The organism is Streptomyces vastus, from assembly GCF_039532825.1.
Taxonomy (GTDB): domain Bacteria; phylum Actinomycetota; class Actinomycetes; order Streptomycetales; family Streptomycetaceae; genus Streptomyces; species Streptomyces vastus.
Genome location: NZ_BAAASJ010000121.1, coordinates 1 through 6,034 on the forward strand (window position 1 = coordinate 1; position 6,034 = coordinate 6,034).

Sequence of the window (6,034 nt, forward strand, 5' to 3'; positions counted from 1 at the left end):
CGCCCGTTCCAACCGCCCCCGGCGGCAGCATCAGTCCCACGAACGGCCCAACGAACCGACCGCCATCACGTCACGTGAACCACCGGCTGTAGTACTAGGTGTGGGACGGCACGCTCCACGAGTGGAGCGTGGGTGAGCGCGATCTTGGCCACCACGACGGCTTCGTCCTCATCGTGGTATCGGTAGTGGTTCTCTTCCACGGGCGGCTGCCCCTCGAAGTGGCTCAGCACGTTGTCCGCGCGAGTCGCATCGAGCCGGTCGGCCATGCCGGCCAGAGCCTTGACGGAGTTGTTGTATCTAGACGTGGCGAATGCTGGTAGATCCGGCGTGGTCCCCGTTTCTGCCGCCGCTAGTTCGTCGACGAGGCGCTCTGACACAGCGCCGACGCGTTCGTCTGGTACGAGGTCTGCCTGTGCGGCGATCAGGCGGTAACTTGTGCCGACCGTCCAGTAGTTGGGCGCGTTCAAGTCATCGAGGATGTCGATGAAGTCGCGAGGAAGAGATTTACCGAGAGCATCGATAGCTTTGGTTGCGCCTGCTCGCACGAGGTGACGGGCCGCCAACGCGGGCTCGTCGGACTCGATGAGGATCGTGGCGAGAGCCCGTCGGGCGCGCTCTTCTCCGACCCAGTCGCTAGCCGTGACAGCGTCGCGTAGCGCTCGCTGGGCCGATATCGCTGCAGACCGGAGCTTCTGGTCGCTCAAGGCAGCCAATGCGTCCTCGTAGGCGCCGTCCGCAGCAGGCACGAGGGGGGAGGAAGTCCCCATCCTGCGGATGGCTGTCTGTAGGGGCAGCAGGTCGTCGCTGGTGAAGGGGTTCCAGCGCGCTCGGAAGGCTCGACGGCTGAAGATCCATGTCGATGCTTCGCCCCATTGCCGCGCCAGCGATGCAGAGCCGGAAGCTTCGTCCCACGCAAGATCAGCTTCCTGGAACTTCTGATGCAGGGCGCAGTCACGCGCGTAACGTGCCGTCACCAGGCCAAGTAGGTCATGTCCGAGATTCAGCTTCCGTGCGTCGGCAAGCAGTTCTGACCAGTCTGCGGTGGTCTCGGCGAGAAGCAGCCTTAGCCTGGTGCGTAGTACGCGATCGATCGAGGAGATGCATGAAAGCTCGGTGAAGACCGGAACGGCCTTTGTTAGCCATTCCTGATCGTCGTTGGCCAGAGACGTTTCGCCAGCGAGCAAAGCGAGTCGGACCTCGTCAATGGGATCTCCGATCCGTAGGCGGTCGATGTCAGGCACGTAAGCGAGGGGGTTCAGGTAGAGATCGATGGCAACCTCGCTGACGCGCCGATAGCGCTTGACGTGCTCGTTCGTCACCGCGAGCTTCGTTAGCTCGTCCAGTTGGGATCGCGTGAGCTGGGCAGTTGCGGAAAGCCCTTGATCGAGAGCCACCCAGAACTGGTCCAGTACGTAGCGAGCGGCTTCGGCGGCTCGACCGACGTCCGCGAGCAAGCGGATGCGGTCCTTGTCGTGTTGCGCGGCGTGCGGCCCGAATCCCGCGTCACGTAGTCCCGCTTGCCCCGCCTCAATGAGCGAGAGTGCTTGCGAAGGATCGGATGCGGCGGCTGCTTCGTCGAAGAACTGTTGTGCGCCCGTGGTGACTTCCGGCGTCCGGGCGATCGCCTCACGGACTGCCACAACCTCTGCAGGCGGCACGACGGTCATGTCAACCTTGAACGGGAGACAGAAGGCCTCGGCAGTCGGCAGTCCGAAGAACTCGATAACGATCTCTGGGCGTCCCCGCAGGAGGTGCGAGAGCTCCTGCGCATCCCACAACTCCAGGCTGATCGGTCGCAGCGTCCTGCCCTGCTTTGCGAGTTCTTCGATTGCTCCGGTGCTTCGGACGGTGCGGGCCACTCCGATGATGAGGCGGTCGACCGAGAAGGGACGGTCTGTCGTGCGGAATTTCTTGACGGCCGCCTTTATCTCCGCCGCACCAAACCTTGTGTACTTCTTACTCTGGAGCGCGACGCCGCTGTTATCTGGCGCTAGGGCAACGATGTCGAGGCCAAACTGAGCCTGGCCACGATCTCCGTACAACCGTGCATGGCGTAGGCCCTCCACGTCGCGCATCACTCGCCATTGAAGACGTTCGAAGTCCTCCCATGACAGAGCGTTGAAAGGAAGAAGCTCGAGTTTCGCGATCACCGGCGCGGACGTAGGAGCCGAAGGCGTGCCATTGAGCGATGATCCAAGCGGCAGGGGGTGCCAGTCCGCCATGCTGTTCTCCTCAGCTTCGCTCCTCGTCGAGCCGTCGGCGGGGCTACAGGACGCTCCTGTCTGACGTGAAGGCCTTGAGCATCTCCGACTGGTGCGCCCACAGACCGGGAACCGCACCCGCCCGCCGCGGAAGGTCTCGATATAGCTCTCCGGGGGATGCGTCTTTCGCGCCTCCCGTCGCTGTTCGAACGAACGCCACGTCGTCGCCTCCTCACGCCCACCGGTTGAGCGCTACGGGGCACTCGCCGACTACAAGTGTCTCGCAGCCCGGGTTCGCTGGGTGCCCAAGACGTCATGAGCGCCTTGAACCGTGCCAGGATCGGTGGAGGCTCCGGACTGTCCCGAGTTGGGTGGAGTCGACGGACTGTCCCGAGTTGGGTGGAGTCGAGTTGCTTGGTTTCAGGCTACTGGCGGGGTGCGGAGTTCGTACTCCACCGGGCTGAGCATGCCCAGGGCGGAGTGTCTGCGCTGTCGGTTATGGAAGATTTCCAGGTACTCGAAGAGCGCGGTGGACAGCTCCAGACGCGTCCGCCACCGTCTGCGGTTGAGCAGTTCGACCTGGACTCGGGCCCAGAAGGACTCCATCATCGCGTTGTCCACGCAGTCTCCGATGGAGCCCATCGAGGCGTCGATGGTGCAGGCTGAACGCGAATGACGTGTACTGCCCTCATCCGAATGATGAACCAGCCCCTGGCCAGCCGGAGTGCCGGCACGATCCCGGCGCCACAACGCCATGTCGAGGGCGTCGAGGACGAGCTTGGCCCGCTTGCTGATGGCGGTGGACCAACCGACAATCGCCCGGGAGAACACGTCCACGACGAACGCGATATAGACGATCCCGGATCAGCTGGCGACGTAGGTGAAGTCCGCGACCCATCTCTCGTTCGGACCGGATGCGGTGAAGTCCCGCCCGAGCAGGTCAGCGGCCCGCTCGTGGCCGTCGTCCCGGATGGTGGTGCGGATCTTCTTCCCGCGTCGGGCACCCTGAAGGCCCAGGCCGCGCATCAGCCGGGCGACGGTGCAGCAGGCCGCCCATGAACCGCTCTGACGTGGGCCGGTACAGATCGGTTGACCGGCGCTTGACTTCATGCCCGCTTCCGAGCGTCCATGGTCGCGGCCGACCGGCCGAGCGGGATCACGGACCACCGCGATCCCCACGCCGTCGGCCCTGTCCGCCCGGAACACCCGCGATGCGCACGCGCCGGCGACACCAGCGGCCCCGCCAAGGACCGCACCCCGGCCGGGGACCTCACTCCTTACATCTACCGGGAAATGAGGCCCCTTCATGTCCGAAACCGCGACCGCCGACCAGCTGGCCGGTCTGTCCCCCGCCATCATCAGCGTCTACACACAATTGGTCGCCTTCACCGATCCGGCTACCGTCGACGACATCGCCCAAGCCGCCGCTACACCCCGCTCCAGCACCTTCAAAGCCCTCGTTGCCCTGGAGAAGCGCGGCCTCGCCCACCGCGACCGCGGCATCCAGAACGGCCCCAACCGCCGCCCTGACCTCTGGCACGCCACCTACACCAACCCGAGCCACGCATCCGAAGAGCCCTTCTCCCAGGAGGAACCAACCCACTCCGCGCCCGGCACCGCGCCCGCCAGCGAACCGGCTGCGGAGACGGACCTGAAGACGGATCCGGAGGCGCCCGCCGCGGTCGAACCCGAGGAGAACTCTGAGGCCCCGGAGGCCGAACAGGCTGCCTCCGCCGCGGCCTTGCCCGCCCAGCGCACCGAACCCACCGATCCGACAAGGCCCGTCGCCCTCACCTCCCTGCCTGACGGAAACAAACGCCTTGCCTCCGGATGCCTCCGCCAGCTTGTCATCAACCACCTCAACGCCCATGCCGGTGAAGCCTTCACCGCCACCAGGATCAGCCGCATGATCGACCGCTCCTCCGGTGCCATCGCCAACGCACTCGCCACCCTCGCCAAGCAGGGTCTGGCCGAACAGGTCACCGACCGCCCGCGCACCTACCGCGCGGCGCCCCCGCAGCCGGGTGCATAGTTCATCAGCCAGGTGAGCCGTGCCGGTTCCGAGCAGGAAAGGAACCGGCACGGCAGCTCGCTCCGTCAACGTTGTTTCCGCTCATGAGAAGCGGCGCGGGGCCTCCCAGTCGGCGTGTCGTGTCCGCCAAGGAGATCCGGTGGGCCGAGCCCTCCTGCAGGTACGGGTTCGGACAGCTGCCGCAGATGCCGACGTGCAGGCAGTTCTGGCGCCGCACCTCGATGTGCTCTGCCGCTCCTTCCTCGTCGCGCTTCCGGCAGCGTGTTGTAGTGCGGACCGCGTGAAGACCAGTACGTCCTCGTGCTGGACCACGGCGAGGGGGATGCCCTGGCGGCGGGCGTCCCGGATGTTCTTCATCTGGAAGAATGAGGGGCGCGAGATGAGGCGGCTGTCGCGGATGCCGGCGAGGAGGGCGACGCAGCGTTCGGCGGGGATGAGTCCGGCGGCCTGGCCGGCGGCGAGGACGGCGGAGGGCAGGTCGATGAGTTCGCCGCGTTCGCGCCAGGGGCGGGTGGTGACGACGACGGTGCCGCCGGGGCGCAGCACTTGTCGGCACTGGGTGAGGATCTCTGTGAAGGCGTCCAGGAGCCGGTCGGTGGAGACGTGGGCGAGGTTGGAGGGGTCGTGGCTGTAGCGGTAGTCCTTCTTGAGGACGCCGCGTTCGCCGGTCTCGCGGGTGGAGCGGACCTGTCCGTGTACCGAGTTGCCGTACGGCGGTGAGGTGACGACGAGGGCGATCTTGCCGTGGTGGCGGTCGTCGATGAGGTCGGTGAGGTGGCGGGCGTCGCCGCATGCGACGTGTCCGCTGCCGCGTTCGGTGGCCTGCATGGTGTGGAGGACGTTGGCGTGGGCCAGGTCGGCCCAGCGCGGTTCGTACTCGGTGCCCAGGGCGTGGCGGCCGAGGCGGATGGCCTCGACGAGGGTGGTGCCGATGCCGCACATGGGGTCCAGGACCACATCGCCGGGGCGGGTGTAGGTGGCGATGGCGTGGGCGGCGATCTGCGGGAGCATCTTGGCGGGGTGGGCGGCCGAGCCGGGCACGTAGCGGTCGGCGCGCTGGGCGGGGGCGGAGGTGGGGGCGGTGTTCCACACCGAGAGGGAGCAGGGCACGGCGGTATCTCCTTGGCCTGGGCCTACGGGTGGGTGATCGCGGACAGGGCGATCAGGTCGCAGTGCGCGACGCCGCGGGATGCGTCCGGGGGCGGGGCGGGGACGAGGCGGTCGCCGGCCGGGTGGCCGTAGACGATCACGATGTGCTGGAGGTAGCGGAAGCCGGCGGTGCGGGCACCCGCGATCAGCGTGCCGAGGGGGTCGGTGAGGCGTCCGGCCTGCCGGCGTTGGCGGGTGGCCAGCAGCAGGATGCCGTTGGTGGGGAGGAGCCGGTGGGCGCGGTGGAAGAAGCCGGGCCAGCCGTCCTCCCGCGCGCCGGGCATCCCTACGACGGCCTGCAGGTCGTCGGCGGGGGCGGGGAGTGCGTCGGGGTGGAGTTCGGCGAGCAGGATGGACGGCCTGCTCGTGGCGTCCTCGTCGTCGACCGCTGCGGCGAAGGGCGTGCTCGGGATGCGGGCGTCCATGCCCGGCGCCGTGTCCCGGATCGCGATCTTGAGCAGTGGGGCGGGCCCGTGGCCGGGGCGTCCGACGAACTCGGTGCGGATCTTGTCGATCGCCCAGGCGGGCAGCACCGCGCCGGGGATGGGAGCAGCATTCGGCTCATCCGGGCCCGGGAACCAGGTCGTCGTCGGCAGCGGGTGGGACGTGCGCGGGCGGGGAGCAGTAGAGCGGCGGGAAGGAGTCTTCGACA

General features: G+C 67.3%; 6 protein-coding genes. 1 reads left to right on the plus strand and 5 read right to left on the minus strand.

Annotation, left to right across the window (positions count from 1 at the left end; translation table 11 throughout):
• Positions 1 to 65: 65 nt before the first annotated feature.
• The 3 genes from ABD357_RS40620 to ABD357_RS40630 form a co-directional block, all read right to left on the minus strand.
• Positions 66 to 2,222, minus strand: coding sequence for a hypothetical protein (locus ABD357_RS40620; RefSeq protein ID WP_344396477.1), 2,157 nt, complete (start codon positions 2,220 to 2,222; stop codon positions 66 to 68).
• Positions 2,223 to 2,621: 399 nt separating this feature from the next.
• Positions 2,622 to 3,059, minus strand: coding sequence for an integrase core domain-containing protein (locus tag ABD357_RS40625; RefSeq protein WP_344396496.1), 438 nt, complete (start codon positions 3,057 to 3,059; stop codon positions 2,622 to 2,624).
• A gap of 6 nt (positions 3,060 to 3,065) precedes the next feature.
• A complete protein-coding gene (locus ABD357_RS40630) occupies positions 3,066 to 3,311 on the minus strand; it encodes a hypothetical protein (RefSeq protein WP_344396478.1) in 246 nt (81 codons plus the stop codon).
• A 196-nt stretch (positions 3,312 to 3,507) separates the two neighbouring features.
• On the opposite strand from ABD357_RS40630, the gene ABD357_RS40635 reads away from it, so the two are divergent.
• Positions 3,508 to 4,233, plus strand: a complete 726-nt coding sequence (locus ABD357_RS40635) for a helix-turn-helix domain-containing protein (protein ID WP_344396479.1) — start codon at positions 3,508 to 3,510, stop codon at positions 4,231 to 4,233.
• Positions 4,234 to 4,314: 81 nt separating this feature from the next.
• Here the strand turns inward: ABD357_RS40635 and ABD357_RS40640 are convergent, their stop codons facing one another.
• Both ABD357_RS40640 and ABD357_RS40645 read right to left on the minus strand, forming a co-directional pair.
• Positions 4,315 to 5,343: a TRM11 family SAM-dependent methyltransferase gene (locus tag ABD357_RS40640; RefSeq protein ID WP_344396480.1), complete on the minus strand. Its 1,029-nt coding sequence runs from the start codon at positions 5,341 to 5,343 to the stop codon at positions 4,315 to 4,317.
• 23 nt (positions 5,344 to 5,366) lie between these two features.
• Positions 5,367 to 6,034, minus strand: a 668-nt coding sequence (locus ABD357_RS40645; RefSeq protein ID WP_344396481.1) for a hypothetical protein, incomplete at its 5' end; no start/stop codon positions are given.